The 15,747-nt window shown below is 72.7% G+C and carries 8 protein-coding genes; 1 reads left to right on the top strand and 7 read right to left on the bottom strand.

Annotated elements, in window-relative coordinates; genetic code table 11:
- Nucleotides 1–43 precede the first annotated feature (43 nt).
- The gene (locus AMK31_RS15035; RefSeq protein WP_073941018.1) at nucleotides 44–1,246 is read right to left on the bottom strand and encodes a S8 family peptidase; all 1,203 of its coding nucleotides are present in this window, start codon (nucleotides 1,244–1,246) and stop codon (nucleotides 44–46) included.
- A gap of 281 nt (nucleotides 1,247–1,527) precedes the next feature.
- Here AMK31_RS15035 and AMK31_RS15040 point away from each other — a divergent pair, with 281 nt between their 5' ends.
- Nucleotides 1,528–4,146, top strand: coding sequence for a glycosyltransferase family 1 protein (locus AMK31_RS15040; RefSeq protein ID WP_073941019.1), 2,619 nt, complete (start codon nucleotides 1,528–1,530; stop codon nucleotides 4,144–4,146).
- A gap of 18 nt (nucleotides 4,147–4,164) precedes the next feature.
- Here the strand turns inward: AMK31_RS15040 and AMK31_RS15045 are convergent, their stop codons facing one another.
- The 6 genes from AMK31_RS15045 to AMK31_RS15070 all read right to left on the bottom strand — a co-directional run bounded on the left by AMK31_RS15045 (nucleotide 4,165) and on the right by AMK31_RS15070 (nucleotide 15,734).
- Nucleotides 4,165–4,677, bottom strand: a complete 513-nt coding sequence (locus tag AMK31_RS15045; RefSeq protein ID WP_073941020.1) for a DUF1990 family protein — start codon at nucleotides 4,675–4,677, stop codon at nucleotides 4,165–4,167.
- Nucleotides 4,678–4,946: 269 nt separating this feature from the next.
- Nucleotides 4,947–6,617 carry a M4 family metallopeptidase gene (locus AMK31_RS15050; protein WP_073941021.1) on the bottom strand — a complete coding sequence of 557 codons (1,671 nt, stop codon included), beginning with the start codon at nucleotides 6,615–6,617 and terminating at the stop codon, nucleotides 4,947–4,949.
- A 214-nt stretch (nucleotides 6,618–6,831) separates the two neighbouring features.
- On the bottom strand, nucleotides 6,832–8,877 hold the full coding sequence (locus AMK31_RS15055) for a M4 family metallopeptidase (RefSeq protein WP_073941022.1): 2,046 nt from the start codon (nucleotides 8,875–8,877) through the stop codon (nucleotides 6,832–6,834).
- Between the two features lie 309 nt (nucleotides 8,878–9,186).
- Nucleotides 9,187–10,947 carry an ABC transporter ATP-binding protein gene (locus AMK31_RS15060; protein WP_073941023.1) on the bottom strand — a complete coding sequence of 587 codons (1,761 nt, stop codon included), beginning with the start codon at nucleotides 10,945–10,947 and terminating at the stop codon, nucleotides 9,187–9,189.
- Nucleotides 10,944–12,662: an ABC transporter ATP-binding protein gene (locus AMK31_RS15065; RefSeq protein WP_073941024.1), complete on the bottom strand. Its 1,719-nt coding sequence runs from the start codon at nucleotides 12,660–12,662 to the stop codon at nucleotides 10,944–10,946. The genes AMK31_RS15060 and AMK31_RS15065 overlap by 4 nt, the downstream gene beginning before the upstream one ends.
- Nucleotides 12,663–12,758: 96 nt before the next feature.
- Nucleotides 12,759–15,734 (bottom strand): carbohydrate binding domain-containing protein, encoded by a 2,976-nt coding sequence (locus tag AMK31_RS15070; RefSeq protein WP_073941025.1) that lies wholly within the window; start codon nucleotides 15,732–15,734, stop codon nucleotides 12,759–12,761.
- Between the last annotated feature and the right edge of the window lie 13 nt (nucleotides 15,735–15,747).

Below are 15,747 nucleotides of genomic sequence, written 5' to 3' on the forward strand. Positions count from 1 at the left end.
CCAGACGCCGCTCCCTGATCCGGCCTGATCGACGAGACACCCCCTAGGACCGTGGCACCTGGAGAAGCCGGTCCGGTGAACCGGCCCCCCGGCCGGACACCTTGCCGGGTGCCGCAGCCGCCGCCAACGCCCGGGAGACCTGGGCGGGCGAGGCCTTCGGACGGTCCGCGAGATACAGCGCCGCGGCGCCCGCGACGTGCGGAGACGCCATGGACGTACCGGAGATCGTGGCCTTGGCGGAGTCGCTCACGCGGGACGCCGAGGTGATCGCGACACCGGGGGCGAACAGGTCCAGCGCGGCGCCGTGGTTGGAGAAGGGCGCGCGGGCGTCCCGCTGTCCGGTGGCGCCGACGGTGATGGCCTGACGGACCCCCGCGGGCGAGTAAAGACTGGCCGGAAGTCCATCGTTGCCCGCCGCCACGGTGTACGTGACCCCGGCGGCGATGGAGTGACGTACGGCGGCGTCCAGTTGGGCGTTGCGCCGGCCGCCGAGGCTCACGTTGGCGACGGCCGGCTTGCGGGCGTGCCGGGTCACCCAGTCGATGCCCGCGATGACCTGAGCGGTGGTGCCGGCGCCCGCGTCGTCCAGCACCCGGACGGCGACGACCTTCGCCTTCTTGGCGACGCCGTGGGTCTTCCCGGCGATGATGGCCGCCACATGGGTGCCGTGGCCGTTGCCGTCGGAGGCGGTGGCGTCGCCGCCGACGAAGTCCCAGCCGTGGCGCGCCCGGCCGCCGAAGTCCTGGTGGGTGACGCGGATGCCGGTGTCGATGACGTACACGGTGACGCCCGCGCCCGCCGACTCCGGCCAGGTGTAGGAGCGGTCCAGCGGCAGGCCCGGCTGGTCCAGCCGGTCGAGGCCCCACGACGGCGGGTTCCGCTGGGTGCGGTCGACGGCCACGCGGGTGTCCTGGGCGACCGAGGCGACCCGGGGATCGGCCGCGAGCCTGCGCGCCTGTCTCTCGCTCGCCCGTACGGCGTACCCGTTGAGGATCGTGCCGTAGGTGTGGCTGACACGGGCTCCGTAACGTGCGGCGACGTCCCGTCCCGCAGCCGACGCAGCGCCCGTTCCCCCCTTCAGCGTCACCAGGTAACTGCCGTTGACGGAGCCGGGTTCACCGGCGCCGGCTATGTGCCCCTCCGGTGCCGCCTGCGCGGGCAGGGTCGTGGCCGAAAACGCCGCGGCGCACAGCACCGCGAGCAGACCCCCCGCCCGGCGCAGACGCGGTGGTCGCGTCCGTGCCATGGCTTCGAGTTCCCCTCCCTCGAGTCGGGCGTACGGCCTGCCGGCCGTGCGCCCCCCGGCAGCCTCTCGTGCGGTGTGAAGCCCCACAAGGTGGCCTGAGGGGGCGGAATCGGCCATATCGGCCGAGGTGCCGGGGGAGCGGTGCACCGGGGCGTTCGGGTGCGGCGGGCCCCGAGTCGCCCACGGCGGCACCGGGGAGCCACTACCGTCGATACGGACAACACCGTCGAGAAGGACAACAACGCACACCGCGTCCGTAAGCGCAGCGACAAGGTGGAACCGTGAAGGCGATCCGTCGATTCACCGTCCGTCCCGTTCTCCCCGAACCCCTCCGGCCGCTGAGCGACCTGGCGCGCAACCTGCGCTGGTCCTGGCACGCGGAGACACGCGACCTGTTCCAGTCCGTGGACCCCGACCGCTGGGCCGCCTCCGGTGGCGACCCGGTGCGGCTGCTGGGCAGCGTGCCGCCCGCCCGGCTCGCCGAGCTGGCCGAGGACCGCCGCTTCCTGCGCCGCCTCGCCACGGTCGCCGACGACCTGCACGACTACGTCACCGGCGACCGCTGGTACCAGACCCGGCCCGGCGAACTCCCGGCCGCCGTCGCCTACTTCTCCCCCGAGTTCGGCATCACCGCCGCCCTGCCGCAGTACTCCGGCGGCCTCGGCATCCTCGCCGGCGACCACCTCAAGGCGGCCAGCGACCTCGGCGCCCCGCTGATCGGCGTCGGCCTGCTCTACCGGCACGGCTACTTCCGCCAGACCCTCTCCCGGGACGGCTGGCAGCAGGAGCACTACCCCGTGCTCGACCCCAACGAGCTGCCGCTGGCCCTGCTCAAGGAGCCCGACGGCACCCCCGCCCAGGTCACGATCGCGCTGCCCGGCGGCCGTTCGCTGCGCGCCCGCGTCTGGCTGGCCCAGGTGGGCCGGGTGCCGCTGCTGCTGCTCGACTCGGACATCGAGGAGAACGACCTCGGCGAGCGCGGAGTCACCGACCGGCTCTACGGCGGCGGCAGCGAACACCGGCTGCTCCAGGAGATGCTGCTCGGCATAGGAGGAGTGCGGGCGGTGCGGACGTACTGCCGGCTCACCGGCCATCCCGAGCCCGAGGTGTTCCACACCAACGAGGGCCACGCGGGCTTCCTCGGACTGGAGCGGATCGCCGAACTCTGCTCGGCCGGGCTGGAGTTCGACGCGGCGCTGGAAGCGGTCCGGGCGGGCACCGTGTTCACCACCCACACACCCGTCCCGGCCGGCATCGACCGCTTCGACCGGGAGCTGGTCGCCCGCCACTTCGGCCCCGGCGCCGAGCTGCCCGCCATCGACGTGCACCGGATTCTCCAGCTCGGCATGGAGACCTACCCCGGCGGCGAGCCCAACCTGTTCAACATGGCCGTGATGGGCCTGCGCCTGGCCCAGCGCGCCAACGGCGTGTCCCTGCTGCACGGCAGGGTGAGCCGGGAGATGTTCTCCGGGCTGTGGCCGGGGTTCGACCCCGAGGAGGTGCCGATCACCTCCGTCACCAACGGGGTGCACGCCCCGACCTGGGTGGCGCCGGAGGTGTTCCGGCTCGGCGCCCGGCAGATCGGCGCCCAGCGCACCGAGGACGCGCTGACGATCGGCGGCTCGGACCGCTGGGACGCGGTCGCCGACATCCCCGACCAGGACATCTGGGAGCTGCGCCGCGGTCTGCGCGAGCAACTGGTGACGGAGGTCCGGGAGCGGCTGCGGGTGGCCTGGCGGCAGCGCGGGGCCGGGACGGCGGAGCTGGGCTGGATCGACGGGGTCCTCGACCCGGACGTGCTGACCATCGGGTTCGCGCGGCGCGTCCCCTCGTACAAGCGGCTGACGCTGATGCTGCGCGACCGGGACCGGCTGATGGAGCTGCTGCTGCACCCGGAGCGGCCGGTGCAGATCGTGGTGGCGGGCAAGGCGCACCCGGCGGACGACGGCGGCAAGCGGCTGATCCAGGAGCTGGTGCGGTTCGCCGACGACCCGCGCGTCCGGCACCGGATCGTCTTCCTCCCCGACTACGGCATGGCGATGGCGCAGAAGCTGTACCCCGGCTGCGACATCTGGCTGAACAACCCGCTGCGCCCGCTGGAGGCGTGCGGCACCAGCGGGATGAAGGCCGCGCTCAACGGCTGTCTCAACCTCTCCGTGCTGGACGGCTGGTGGGACGAGTGGTTCCAGCCGGACTTCGGGTGGGCGATCCCCACCGCCGACGGCTCCGCCACCGACGTGGACCGCCGCGACGACATCGAGGCGGCCGCCCTGTACGACCTGCTGGAGCGGCGGATCACCCCGCGCTTCTACGAACGCGGCCAGGGCGGGCTGCCCGACCGCTGGATCGAGATGGTCCGGCAGACCCTCACCCTGCTCGGCCCGAAGGTGCTGGCGGGCCGGATGGTGGGCGAGTACGTCGACCGGCTGTACGCGCCCGCCGCGCGCGCCCATCGCGCCATGGACCCGGACTCCGCGCGGGAACTCGCCGAGTGGAAGGCCCGCGTCCGCGCCGCCTGGCACGGGGTGACGGTCGACCACGTCGAGACCTCCGCGACGGCGGCCACCGCGGAACTGGGCACCACCCTCACCCTGCGGGTCCGCGTCGGCCTCGGCGAACTGGCCCCCGACGACGTCGAGGTCCAGGCGGTCTCCGGCCGGGTCGACTCCGAGGACCGGATCGCCGACGTCTCCGCCGTCCCGCTGAAACCGGCGGGCGGCCCCGACCTGGAAGGCGGGTGGGTGTACGAGGGCCCGCTCTCCCTGGACCGCACCGGGCCCTTCGGATACACGGTCCGTATCCTCCCGGCCCACCGGCTGCTGGCCTCGGGGACGGAACTCGGCCTGGTCGCGGTGCCGTCGGACGAGCTGGGGGAGGGAGCGGGCGTACTGATGAGGTGAGGCCGACGGGATCCGGCCTCACGCCTCCCCGGCGCTCAGCTGCCGCAGCACCTTCCCGCAGCGCCGCGCGTACGCGTGCTGGAGCCCCCGCGTGGCCGGTCCGCCGGCCTTGGCGTACCAGCTGGCCGGGCGGCTGAAGGCGGAGACGGTGAGCCATACCGTGCCGTCCCCGGTGCGGTCGACGACGAAGGACTCCTCGCCGCACTCGGGGTGGCCGGGCAGGGTGCCGTACGCCCAGCCGGCGCGGCGGGGTTCGTCCACCGTCCACACCACCCGGCAGGGGGCCTTCACCACCCCGGCGAGGGTGACGGTGACGTCGACGCCGGGGGCGGCGCGCTCGGCGCTCGCTTCGATGCCGACGCCCATCGCGCGGTGCATCCCCCAGGTGCACACCGCCTCGGCGGCGCGGCGGAAGACGTCCTCGCCCTCGCCGAGGCGGGTGCGGACGTGGAGGGGACGGAAGCCGGGCGGGCAGAACCCCGGCTCGCGGGTGCCGCCGACGTCCTCGTACGTGAAATCCCCTTGAGACATGCGCCCCAGACTAGGGGGCGTCTCGTCGATCATGCCGGGCTCGCGGCGTCTGGCACCGCGCCTCGCCGCGTTGTCGTCGGTCCCCGATTCCCCCAAGCTCTCGGCTCCGCTCGAGCAGGGGGGACCCCCATCGCATCGGCTCCCTCCTCCGCCTTGCGATGCACGGCACCAGACGCCGCTCCCTGATCCGGCCTGATCGACGAGACACCCCCTAGGGCGGCACCCGGCGTCGCCTTCCCGCCGGGTGCCGTCCGTTCGATCAGGCGGGCTCAGCCGACGTTGACCGCCGTCCAGGCCGCCGCGACCGCCTTGTACTCGGTGCTGGAGGCCCCGTACAGCGCCGACGCCGCGTTCAGGGTCGCCGTGCGGGCGCCCTTGTAGTCGGTGGTCGACGTCATGTACGTGGTGAGCGCCTTGTACCAGATCGCCGCGGCCTTGGTGCGGCCGATGCCGGTGACCGTGGAGCCGTTGTAGGTCGGCGAGTTGTAGCTGACGCCGTTGACGGTCTTGGCGCCGCTGCCCTCGCTGAGCAGGTAGAAGAAGTGGTTCGCCGGGCCGGAGGAGTAGTGGACGTCCAGGCTGCCCAGCGACGACGACCAGTAGTCCTTCGACGCGCCGTCCTTGCTCGGCTTGTCCATGTAGCGCAGCGGGGTGCCGTCGCCGTTGATGTCGATCTTCTCGCCGATGAGGTAGTCACCGGGGTCGGAGGCGTTGTTCGCGAAGAACTCCACCGCCGCGCCGAAGATGTCGGAGGTGGCCTCGTTCAGGCCGCCGGACTCGCCGCTGTAGTTCAGGCCGGCCGTGTTCGAGGTGACGCCGTGGGTCATCTCGTGGGCCGCCACGTCCAGCGAGGTGAGCGGGTTGGTGTTGCCCTCGCCGTCGCCGTACGTCATGCAGAAGCAGCTGTCGGACCAGAAGGCGTTGACGTACGCGTTGCCGTAGTGGACGCGGGAGTACGCGGCCTTGCCGTCGTTCTTGATGCCGTTGCGGCCGAAGGTGTTCTTGTAGTAGTCCCAGGTCACCTGTGCGCCGTAGGCCGCGTCGACGGCGGCCGTCTGGTCGGCGGAGGAGCTGGAGGCGGTGCCGGTGCCCCAGGTGTCGTCGGCGTCGGTGAACAGCGTGCCGGCCGAGCCGCTGGTGGAGCGGGCCTTGTTGTACGTCTTGTGGCCGCCGCGCGTGGTGTCGTTGAGCTGGTACGTCGAGCCCGACAGGGAGGTGCCGAGGGTGACGGTGCCGGAGTAGAGGCCCTTGCCGGTGCCGGTCTCGATGCCCTGGTACTCGTAGAGCTTCTTGCCGGTGGCCGCGTCGGTGATGACGTGCAGCTCGTTCGGGGTGCCGTCCTCCTGGAGGCCGCCGACGACCGTCTCGTAGGCGAGGGCGGGCTTGCCGGTGGCCGCCCAGATCACCTTGCGCGGGGCCCGGGAGGCGTCCGACTCGGTGCCGCCGAGGGCCTTGGCGCGCTTGACGGCCTGGGTCTCGGCCGCCGACTTGGTGACGTCCGGGGTGAGGTCGGAGACGGCTATCTTCGCCTTCGTCGCTCTGGTGACGCCCTCGCTCTTCCCGGTCGGGCTCTCGTGGACGACGAGGTCGCCGCCGAGGACGGGCAGGCCGCCGTAGGTGCGCTCGTAGCGGGTGTGGAGGCTGCCGTCGGCGTCCTTGACGACATCGCGGACGACGAGCTGTTCCTTGGCGCCGAGGCCTATCTCGTCGGCGGTCCGCTCGGTGGCCGCGTCGGCCTGGCGGATCAGGGCCGTGCGGGTGGCGGGGGAGAGCGCCAGCGGGGTGGCGGCGCGGGCGGCCGTGCTGCCCGAGGAGTCCTGGGCGGTGGCGGAGCCGGTGGTGAGGCCGGTGGTGAGGAGGGCTCCGGCGGCGACGGCGGTGGCCAGCGCCAGGGTGGTGCGCTTGTGACGCGCGTAGAGGGGGCGGGACGTGGGGGTCACACAAACTCCTTGAGTGGGGGGTCGAACGGGAAGCTGTGCGGCGGGTGGGGGAAGCCTGGCATCAGTGGTGCGTACATGTCAGGACCCCCAAGTGATGTTGGCCGAAAATCAACTCCCAAGAAAACGTTTCGGGAATGTAAAGCGACGGCAGTGAAAAAGGCGCCGCCCCGGGGTGGTTGACCCCGGAGCGGCGCCGTGTGCCGTGCGACCCGGTTTACGGGAAGGTCAGCTTCCAGCTGTTGATGTAGCCGGTGTCGACCGCCGCGTTGTCCTGGACCCGCAGCAGCCAGGTGCCGTTGGCGGCCTCGGAGGAGGCGTTCACGGTGTACGTGGTGTTGAGGTTGTCCGCGCTGCCGCCGGTGCCGTAGCCCTTCAGCGTGTAGGCCGTGCCGTCGGGCGCGACCAACTGCACCTGGAGGTCACCGATGTAGGTGTGCACGATGTCCACCGCGACCTGGAGGTTGCTCGGCGCGTTGCCGGTGCGGCCGCTCACGGTGATCGGCGAGGTGACCGCGGCGCCCCGGTCCGGGATCGCCACGTCGGCGGTGTTCTCGAAGGAGGTGCCGCCGCCACCGCCGCCGGAGCGGGACCCGACCGCGACGCCGGCCCACGCGTCCTGCACCGCCTTGTACTCGGCGCTGGTGGTGCCGTACAGCTCACCGGCGACCGCGAGGGTACCGGTGCGGGCGCCCGCGTAGTTGGTCGTCGAGGTGAACTTGGTGGTGAGCGCCTTGAACCAGATCTGCTCCGCCTTGGCCCGGCCGATGCCGGTGACCGGCAGCCCGTCCGCGGTCGGCGAGTCGTAGTTGACGCCGTTGACGGTCTTGGCGCCGCTGCCCTCGCTCAGCAGGTAGAAGAAGTGGTTCGCGGGGCCGGACGAGTAGTGCACGTCGATCGAGCCGATACCGGAGTACCAGTTGTCCTTCGACGCGCCGTCCTTGCTCGGCTTGTCCATGTAGCGCAGCGGCGTGCCGTCGCCGTTGATGTCGATCTCCTCGCCGATGAGGTAGTCACCGACGTCGGAGGCGTTGTTCGCGTTGAACTCGACGGCCGCGCCGAGGATGTCGGAGGTCGCCTCGTTCAGACCGCCGGACTCGCCGCTGTAGACCAGCTTCGCGGTGGCCGACGTCAGACCGTGCGTCATCTCGTGCGCGGCCACGTCGATCGACGTGAGCGGGTTGGCGTTGCCGGAGCCGTCGCCGTACGTCATGCAGAAGCAGCTGTCCGACCAGAACGCGTTGACGTAGTTGTTGCCGTAGTGGACCCGCGAGTAGGCGCCGACGCCGTCGCCGCGGATGCCGCTGCGGCCGTGCACGTTCTTGTAGTAGTCCCAGGTCAGCGCGGCCCCGTAGTGGGCGTCGGCGCCTGCCGACTCCAGGTTGGACGGGGTGCCGTTGCCCCACACGTCGTCGGGGCCGGAGAACAGCGTGCCGGTGCCCGAGGTGCCGCGGTTCAGGTTGTACGTCTTGTGGCCGCCGCGGGCGCCGTCGGTGAGGTTGTACGTCGACCCGGACTGGGTGGTGGTCAGCGGGACCGTGCCGCTGTACACCGTGTGCCCGGTGCCGGTCTGGATCGCCTCCCACTCGAAGAGCTTCTCCCCGGTGGCGGCGTCGGTGACGACGTGCAGCTCCTGCGGGGTGCCGTCGTGCTGGAGCCCGCCGACCACGGTCTCCCACGCGAGGGTCGGAGTGCCCTTCGCGGCCCAGATCACCTTGCGCGGCGCCTTGTCGACGTCCGGGTTCTTGGCGTCCTCCGCCTTCGCGGCGGACAGCGCCTGCCGCTCGGCGCGCGCGGCGCCGACCGCCGGGGTGAGGGTGGCCGGCTTGATCGCGGCGCGGGTGGCCCGCGCGACGCCCTCCGTCGAGCCGTCCTTCGCCGTCTCGACGACCAGGTCACCGCCGAGGACGGGCAGGCCGCCGTAGGTGCGCTCGTAGCGGGTGTGCACGGTGCCGTCACGGTCCTGGACGACGTCCCGGACCACCAGCTTCTCCTTGGCGCCGAGGCCGAGCTCCTTGGCCGTCTCCGCCTTGGCCGCGTCGGCCTCGCGTATCAGCTCGGCGCGCTGGGCGGGGGTGAGCTTCTTCGGCAGGGCGCCCGGGTCCGCCTTGGCCGACGCCGCCGGGGCCCGCTCCGGGGCGGCGGTCGCGGCACCGGACTGCACGGCGGCGGCGACGAGCGCGGCGACGCCGACCAGCGCCACTGCCGCTGCCCGGCGACGGGGGGTGTGGGAGGTGCGTCTGTGAGAGGGGCTGCTGCTCAACACTGACTCCTTCTGCGCGGCCGCGGGTCGCGCGGCCAGGGGAGACCGGGCGGCGGGTGGGCCGACCGGGCGTGCGTGGAGCTGCGCCGCGTCACAGCGCCGGACTGAGCTGTGGGGTTGCTGTGAGCGGCCGTGGGAAGAGTGGCAGGCCCGCGCCGCTTCTGTCAGGAGCGCGTCAGAAAGTTGGCCGGAAATCGTTCGTTGTCCGGGAGTTCACGTTCGATATACGGACCCGCTGCCCTTCCGGCCCCGCCGCTCCTTTCCGGCCCCGCCGCTCGTTCCGGTTTCCGCCGCTTCTCGCGGTTCCGCTCAGGAGCGGGTCTCCCCGTGCCAGGTCCGCCACAGCCGCGCGTACGCCCCGTCCGCCGCCACCAGCCGCTCGTGCGTGCCGAGTTCGGTGATCCGCCCGCCCTCCATCACCGCCACCCGGTCCGCGTCGTGCGCGGTGTGCAGCCGGTGCGCGATCGCGATGACCGTACGGCCCTCCAGTACGGCGGCCAGCGCGCGCTCGGTGTGCCGGGCCGTGGCCGGATCGAGCAGCGCCGTCGCCTCGTCCAGGATCAGCGTGTGCGGATCCGCCAGCACCACCCGCGCCAGGGCGAGTTGCTGCGCCTGCGAGCCGTCCGTGCGGTGGGCCGTCGTACCCAGCCCGGTGTCCAGGCCGTCCGGCAGCTCCCGCACCCAGCCGTCCGCGCCCACGGCGGCCAGCGCCGCCCACAACTCCTCGTCCCCGGCGTCCGGTTCGGCGATGCGGAGATTGTCGCGGACCGTGCCCAGGAAGACGTGGTGCTCCTGCGTGACGAGCACGACCTGCCGCCGTAGCCGCTCCGGGCCCAGCCCGGCGACCGGCACCCCGCCCACCGTCACCGTCCCCGCGGTCGGCGCGTCGACGCCCGCCAGCAGCCGGCTCAGCGTGGACTTGCCCGCACCGGACGGGCCGACCACCGCCAGCCGCTCCCCGGGCCGGACCGTCAGGTCGACACCGTGCAGCACCTCGCCGCCGCGGTCGTAGGCATAGCGCGCGCCGACGACATCGATCCGGTCACCGGTCGGGTCGGGGCAGTCGGCCGGGGCCGCCCTGGGCGCCGTGGCCAGGCCCTCCACCCGGGCGAAGGAGGCGTTGCTGCTCTGCAACTGCTCCACCCGCACCAGGATCTGGTCCAGCGGCTCGGTCAGCTGCCGCAGGTACAGCGCGGCCGCCACCACCGCCCCCAGGCTCACCGTGCCCCGCGAGTGCAGCGCGCCGCCGGCCAGCAGCACCGCGACCACCGGAACGACGTACGAGAAGTCCACCGGCAGGAAGAAACCGGTGCGCAGGGACAGCGTGCGCAGCCGGGTGCGGCGGGCCTCGGCGAGCGCGTCCCGGGAGGCGGCGATCCGGCGGCCCGCCAGCCCGAACGCCTCCACCGTGCGGGCGCCCGACGCGGTGGCGGCCAGGATCTCCGCGACGGCGGAGGTGGCCGCGCCCTCGGCGAGATACGCGGGGCGGGCCCGGCGCAGATACCAGCGCAGCGGGAACCAGATGCCCGCCAGGCCCGCCACCGCGCACAGCCCGAGCAGCGGGTCGAGGACGGTGACCGCGCCCAGCAGGAACAGCGCCTGGAGGGAGGCGATGAGCAGCTCGGGACCCGCGTCGCGCAGCGTCGTGCCGACCGTGGTGACGTCGGCGGTGCCGCGCGCGGTCAGGTCGCCGGTGCCGGCCCGCTCCACGACCGAGGCGGGCAGGGCGAGGGCCCGGTCGACGAAGTCCTCCCGGATCCGGGCCAGCGTGCGCTCGCCGAACCGGTGCCCCGCGTACCGCGCCCAGCGGGCCAGCAGCAACTGCGCCAGCGCGCACGCCACGATGGCCAGCGCCAGCCGGTCCACGACGCCGACGTCCGCGCCGTCGCGCACCTCGTCGACGATCCGCCCCAGCAGCCACGGCCCGGCGAGCCCGGCCGCGGCGGCCAGCGCGTTCAGCGCCAGAACCCCCGCGAACCCCCGCCCGTCCGCGCGCACCAGCCGCACCATGGCACGCCGCACCTCGTCGGGCGCGGCGACGGGCAGCCCACCGCCTGTCCGGCCGCTCATCGGCGTGCCTCCTCGGCGTCCGGGTCCGCGTCCCGGGCCACCAGCTCCCGGTAGCCCGGCTCCTCGGCCAGCAGTCCCGCGTGGGTGCCGTTCGCGGCGACCTTGCCGTCGGTCAGGAAGTACACGAGGTCCGCCCGGTCCAGCACCAGCGGCGACGAGGTCGTCACGACGGTCGTACGGCCCGCCCGCGCGTCCCGCAGCCGCCGCGCGACCACCGCCTCGGTGTGCGCGTCCAGCGCGGACGTCGGTTCCACCGCGAGCAGCACCTCCGGATCGGCGAGCAGCGCCCGCGCCAGCCGGACGCGCTGCCGCTGCCCGCCGGACAGGTTGCGGCCCTGCGCGTCGACACGGGAGTCCAGCCCGTCCGGCAGGCCCCGCACGATGTCGTCGGCCACCGCCGCGCGCACCGCCCGCCCGATCGCCGCCTCGTCCCGCTCCCGGCGCCCGCACACCACCTCGCGCAGGGTGCCCGCGAACAGGTCGGCCTCGTGGTCGGCGACCAGGATCCGCTCCCGCACCTGGTCCGCCGGGATGCCGTCGAGCGGCACCCCGCCCCAGGTCGCCGCCGACGGCTCGTACCTGCCGAGCCGGTCCACGACGGCCGCCGCGTCGGCGGGCCGGGCCGCGACCAGCGCCGTCAGCCGCCCCGGCGGCACCCGCACCCCGGAGTCCGGGTCGTGCAGCGCGGACGGCTCGGCCGGGGCGTCGTACGCGCCCCCGTCGGCCGGCGGTTCCAGCCGCAGGAACCGCACCACCCGGCGGGCCGCCACCAGTCCCCGGCTGACCTGATGGCCGAATTCCAGCAGGTACGCCACCGGCACCACCAGCACCGCCACATAGCCGTACACGGACACCAGCTCGCCGACGGTGATCTCCCCCTGCGCGACCAGCCGCGCCGCCAGCCAGGTGACCACCGCCAGGAACACCGTCGGCAGGCCCAGCCCCAGCGCCTGGACCCAGCTGGTCACCGCGCCCACCCGGTACCCCTCGGCGCGCAGCCGCCGCGAGTCCCGCCGGAAGGCCTCCGCCACCAGCTCCTTGCCGCCCAGCCCGCCCAGCACCCGCAACCCGCCCGCCAGATCGCCGATCCGCGCGGTCAGCACCTGCTGCCGTTCCCGGTAGGCGGTCTCCACGCCCTGCAGCCGCCCCAGCAGCGGCCCGACGAGCACCCCGGTCAGCGGCACCCCGAGCAGCACCACCGCCGCGAGCAGCGGCGACACGGCCAGCAGCAGCGCGGCCACCAGCCCGTACGCCGCGACCGCGCCGACGCCCGGCCCGACGACCGTCAGCGACTGGCTGATCGTCTGCACGTCGCCCACGCCGATCGTCACCACCTCCCCGGCCGTGACCTGCCGGGGCAGCGAGGCGCCGAGCCGGACCGCCTGCCCGACGACCACCTTCACCGTGCGGAAGTTGGCGTCCATCCGCACCCGCGTCATCGTGCGGTGCCGCATGATGTTCAGCCAGGCCTGCAGCGCCCCGGCCGCCAGCACCGCGCCGCACCAGCCGGCCAGCGCGGCACCGTCGCCGGGCTCCAGCCCGTCGTCGATGGCCCGGGCGAGCAGGTACGGCACCAGCGCGGGGACCGCCAGCGACACACAGCCCAGCAGCGCGCCCGCCGCGGACCGGCCGGGCTGGCTGCGCACCAGCCACCACAGATACCGGCCCGCGCTCCGGTCGTCCGGCCGGCCCGGATCCTCGTACACGTCGATCATCGGCCACCGTCCCCCGTTCCCGATCCGCGTGCCGGTCCGGACGTTACCCAGCGGCGGGTCCGGCGCGACGGGCGACGGTGGCCGAAACGATGCGCTCTACTTCAGGTACGGACCGTCGGCGCCGATCTTGCCGGTGCCGTTCAGCACGTACACCCGCAGGTTGCCCTTGCCGGGCGCGGCGACGCTGAGGGTGCCGTTCGTGACGGTCCTGCGGTCACCGGTGACGGCGTCCACGTAGGTGCCGTTCGGGATGCCCGTGTAGGAGGCGCCCCCGGAGACGGTGACCAGCGCGAAGCTGTCCGTGCCGCCCTCGGTGTAGCGGCGCTTGAACGCCATGCCGCCGCTGATGCCCTCCGTGGAGTACTGGCCCATCTGCAGGGCGGGGATCGCCCGCCGGATCTGGTTGAGCCGCTGGACGTGCTTGACCAGGGGCTTCTGCAGGGTCGTGGCGACCGCCCCGGTGGCCGAGTCCACCTTGGAGAAGTCGGACGCGGTCACCGTGCCGGCCACGTGGTCGCCGTAGTAGGCGCGGCCGGTGGTCGCCAGCGGACACGACGGGCCGCAGTCGATCTTCTTGCCGGCCTGGAACTCGATCTCCGAGCCGTAGTACAGGGTCGGGATGCCGCGGAAGGTCCACATCAGCGACATGTTCTCGGCCCAGGCGTCGGTGCCGCCCGCGTACCGCTCGCTGCTCTTGTTGGGGCCGTAGTCGTGGCTGTCGACGTAGACGACGTTGTAGGTGGCGTCGTTGACGCTGTCGTCGGAGTCCTTGCCGTTGGAGAAGGCGTTCTGCGCGTCCCCGAAGTTCATGTGCATCCGCATGTCGATGATGTTCATGCCGGAGAACTTCGAGTGGTCCGGGGTGTGGTAGCCGTTCCCGTTCAGGAACGCGTTGGTGCTGGTGGGCTGGTTGCCGGTGCCCTGTTGCTGCTCGTACTCGTACATCTCCAGGGCCGCCTCGGCGTCGTCCGCCGAGTACTCCTTGCGCTCCTTCCACGTGTAGAACTGGGCGGAGTGGTTGACCGAGCCGCGGTTCCACTTGTCGTTCACGAAGGCCGCGACCTCGCCGAAGACGAAGAAGTTCCGCGCCGCCTCGGCGCCGTGCCGCTGGGTGACGCGCTCGGTGATGGCGGGCAGGAAGCGGCGGTTCCAGGTGGTCCGCGGGATGTGCACGGCGGTGTCCACGCGGAAGCCGTCGACGCCCATGTCGATGTACTTGTTGTAGGCGCCGATCAGGTAGTTCTGCACCGCCGGGCTCTCGGTGTCGAAGTCCGCGAGGTCCTCGTGCAGCCAGCAGGACCGGGAGTCCTCGCCCTCCCAGTTGCCGATCCAGCACTGGTGGTAGTACGCCTTCGGGAACATGCCGGAGGTCGGGCTCGGCCACTGGCAGTTGTAGATGCGGTAGCCCTCCGGGGAGGTCCGGCCGGTGGGCGTGCCCCAGTTGACGCAGGTGTTGCCGGTCGGCTCCGCCGTGGACCACAGGTCGCCGTTGTAGTACGACTTGCCGCTCTTCGGGTCGACGGTCAGGCCGTCGTACTCGAAGCCGGGCTGCTTCTCGTCGTAGTACCAGCTCCACTGGGAGTCGCGCACCCCGTACACGGTGGGCGTGAACAGGCCCTTGGCGCCCCAGCGGGAGGAGTGGTTGTAGACCACGTCCTGGTAGATCTTCATGCCCTTGGCGTGGGCGGCGTCGATCAGGTCCTGGTAGGAGGCGCCGGCGGACTCCAGGCGCGGGTCGACCTTGTAGAAGTCCCAGCCGTGGTAGCCGTGGTAGTCGTAGTCCGACCGGTTGAGGACCACCGGGGTGATCCACACGGCGGAGAAGCCGAGGCCCTTGATGTAGTCCAGCTTGTCGACCAGGCCGCGGAAGTCGCCGCGGAACATCGGATCGCCGTTCGCCGCGTTGCCGGACTTCACATGCTGGCTGCCGCCCCGGTTGTCGGAGCTGTCGCCGTCGTTGAAGCGGGCGGTGAGGACGAAGTAGATGGGGTCCTTGCGCGGGTCGGTGCCCAGCGGTTTGCCGGTGGCCGGGGTGGCGGGCTTCTCGCCGGTGGTGGCCGTGGCCGCGGCCGAGGCGGGGGAGACGTTCCCGGCCGCGTCGACGGCCTTCACCGTGTACGTGTAGGCGGTCCTCTCCGCCAGGCCGCCGTCCGTGAACACCGTCGAGCCGACGTCGGTGACGACCGTGCCGCCGGTGCCGCCGGTGCGGGTCACCTGGTACTTGACCACGCCCGTGTCGTCGGTGGCCGGCTGCCAGGTCAGCACCACGGAGACGCCGGTGGCCTGCGCCGTCACCCCGGTCGGGGCGGTGGGCGCCTGGGTGTCGGGCTCCGTCGCCGCGCAGGGGTCCTTCGCGTTCTGGGTGACGACGTTGTTCTTCACCGTGCTGGTGCCGGCCGGGACGGTGTAGTCGGCGCCGTTGTTGTTGTCCCAGACGCCGTTGCCGTTGTTGAACGCGGCCTTCATGGAGCCGGCCGTGCCCAGGTCGACGGTCTGCTTCCACCACCCGGCGCAGGCGGTCTGCATGCCTACGCCGGGGACGGCGGTCCAGGAGCCGCCGGCGGGCTGGTAGTGGATGTTGGCGGTGGACCAGCCGAGCGCCTGGGTGGAGTAGTACACCGTGGCCTTGTCGCCCTCGACCGGCCCGGTGCCCGCGCACGGGTCGGAGTGGGAGACCACTCCGTCCCTGACGGTGATGGCGCCGGTGCCCAACTGGTAATTGGCGCCGCCGTTGTTGTCCCAGGTGCCGCTGCCGTTGTTGAAGGTGGCCTGGAGGCCGCTCGCGGCACCCAGGTCCACCGTCTTCTTCACCCAGTCCGTGCAGGCCGCCTCCATCGTCACGCCCGGCACGGTCGTCCAGGCGCCGCCGTCGGGCGCGTAGTGGAGGTTGTACCGGGACCAGTTCCTGGTCTTCGTGTAGTAGAAGACCGTCGCGGTGTTCGCGGTGTCCGCGACGGGCGCGGTGCGCGGGCTGTCCGTCCTCGGCACGGCGTGCAGCAGGCTCAGCAGCGAGCCGGCGACGAGCGCGGCCGCCAGCGGCCGTCTCGGTCGCCACGGGGTACGGCGTTCCATGACACTCCCTCGT

Origin of the sequence: Streptomyces sp. TSRI0107 (genome assembly GCF_001905845.1) — a bacterium.
Classification (GTDB): domain Bacteria; phylum Actinomycetota; class Actinomycetes; order Streptomycetales; family Streptomycetaceae; genus Streptomyces.

Excerpts from the sequence above, each read along its gene's own strand:
- AMK31_RS15070 (WP_073941025.1), bottom strand. The coding sequence starts at position 15,734 with ATGGAACGCCGTACCCCGTGGCGACCGAGACGGCCGCTGGCGGCCGCG.
- AMK31_RS15065 (WP_073941024.1), bottom strand. The coding sequence starts at position 12,662 with ATGATCGACGTGTACGAGGATCCGGGCCGGCCGGACGACCGGAGCGCG.
- AMK31_RS15060 (WP_073941023.1), bottom strand. The coding sequence starts at position 10,947 with ATGAGCGGCCGGACAGGCGGTGGGCTGCCCGTCGCCGCGCCCGACGAG.
- AMK31_RS15045 (WP_073941020.1), bottom strand. The coding sequence starts at position 4,677 with ATGTCTCAAGGGGATTTCACGTACGAGGACGTCGGCGGCACCCGCGAG.
- AMK31_RS15035 (WP_073941018.1), bottom strand. The coding sequence starts at position 1,246 with ATGGCACGGACGCGACCACCGCGTCTGCGCCGGGCGGGGGGTCTGCTC.